Below are 1,665 nucleotides of genomic sequence, written 5' to 3'. Positions count from 1 at the left end.
GCCACGCGCCGTTCAAACGGTGTTGCTAAGACCTTGCGAACCCATGTGTCATGGTCCTGGCCTCCATAAATGCCTTGAAAGTCGATGAACTCAAGCTCGGTCATGGCTTGCCGATTGAAAGCGGCCAATTGCTCCCGAGTTTGTTCTCGATGTCCGCAATCAATTTGTTCAGACAGTTCTGTCAGCCGAGCGACCAAAGACTCATCCAGCGACGGGGGCATTAAATCAGGGCGAAGTCCTATTTGTTCTCTCACAGTCCATTGATTATTCTTTGAATCCCGGCAAGCCTAGAGCGGCACGCCATTCTTCGAGCATTCGGGTCATGCCTACATGCCCCGTATCGCCTCATTCTCATCAAGCACAAACTCTAGCCCGATACCCACCTCTTTCAGCACCGCAGCAGCGCGATCAATAAAGAGCTCGCCTTGCTCTGGCAGCTCATACAATCCGTTGATGCGGATGATGGGGTGCTTCCCGAGTGCATTAGGTATTTCGGTGTAGATCTCGCCGCTCTCGATGAATGCAACGTAGGTGTTGAGCTTGTCTTGAAGCAATTGCAGGTGCTCGCCTTGCTCAGCTTTTTCACCCCATTCAAGGTGGTCAGAGACATACAACACTACGTTGTCAGGCTCCAAAGTAGGGATTGCCCAGATATCGATTACCTGCGAATTCGTGATGGACATGTCTGCTCCTTCAGGGCTTGGGTCGAACGATTTCGACTCTGGTTGGTGGAATTACTGTTCCACTGGGAAAGCCCGGTTTCCCTTTGCCGACGACAACAGCGCCGCTTTCTTCAATCTCTGGATACGCTAGTTTTTGGTTGCGGGTCAGCGGCGCTGTTTCTGACGATTTGCATTCGATACAGGAGATATTGCCGTCAGCATCACGTCCTAGCATATCGAACCTGGTGCGCACTCCGCTTTTGGTCTTGGCTGTCACTTCTCTGCCCACCTCCGGTGTGTTTGCCCGTAGCTCGCGTTCCTTTTGGTCTTCGAAGGCCTTGCCTTTCTCCTTGTTCTTCTCCAACTGTGTACTGAACACAATGTAGATCGGCTCGATCCCAGAGTCAGGGAACCAGATAATCGCATCCTGGAACTCAGGAGGATGTGCAGGGTTTGCCAACACCGTGTCAGACCGTGCTGTCGGCGGATACACCCAGGCAGATGGCAACTGTGGGGCACCTTCAAGTGCAGGAATACCCAGTACACCATCACCACTTTCTGTTGGCGTCCATGTCAGGCCAATTCCGTTGCCAATGTCAGCAACGTATTTCTCGCCAACCTTCTCGCCCCTGATGACTGGAACGTTTTCCCATTCCGGTTTACCACCCGTGTAGAAGCCATAAACGTCAACGGAGCCGTCCGGCAACGTCTTCACGTTGAAACGGACACGAGAGCGGCCAGTTTCAAGTGTTGCGTACTGATCGTTCGTGTAGAAGGCGCTGTCTGGGGAAATGCGGGTGTTTGGTATCAGCATCCCAACCATGCCCGTTACGAAACCCGCAGCAACCACACTTGTTCCTGTCAGTAGACCCAGTGACAGTGACCCGCCAAGACGTTGAGCAATTGCACTGCCGTTGGCAGACCCCGCCACCAGTTGCAGTGGAGTGCCTTGTGCTGTGATTGCTGCGCCGGTGCCAAGCACAGCCCACAGTCCGTATTCGGC

General features: G+C 53.4%; 2 protein-coding genes and 1 pseudogene. All 3 read right to left on the bottom strand.

Translation table 11 applies throughout. The annotated features are described in order from the left end of the window. Positions 1-221, bottom strand: a pseudogene (locus tag DBR24_RS31195) (hypothetical protein); the annotation flags it as partial. A 105-nt stretch (positions 222-326) separates the two neighbouring features. After that, entirely contained in the window at positions 327-683 is a 357-nt protein-coding gene (locus tag DBR24_RS00565; protein WP_128613563.1) for a DUF6572 domain-containing protein, read from the bottom strand. A 10-nt stretch (positions 684-693) separates the two neighbouring features. Further along, positions 694-1,665, bottom strand: a 972-nt coding sequence (locus tag DBR24_RS00560; RefSeq protein ID WP_128613562.1) for an S-type pyocin domain-containing protein, incomplete at its 5' end; no start/stop codon positions are given.

The sequence above is a fragment of the Pseudomonas sp. HMWF006 genome (assembly GCF_003061205.1).
In the GTDB taxonomy this organism is placed as follows: domain Bacteria; phylum Pseudomonadota; class Gammaproteobacteria; order Pseudomonadales; family Pseudomonadaceae; genus Aquipseudomonas; species Aquipseudomonas monsensis.
The sequence above is the reverse complement of the archived record's forward strand: the minus strand, read 5'-3'. Positions and strand labels throughout refer to the sequence as shown.

What these genes read in the sequence shown, in the direction of transcription:
- DBR24_RS00565 (WP_128613563.1), bottom strand. Translation starts at nt 683, where the DNA reads ATGTCCATCACGAATTCGCAGGTAATCGATATCTGGGCAATCCCTACT.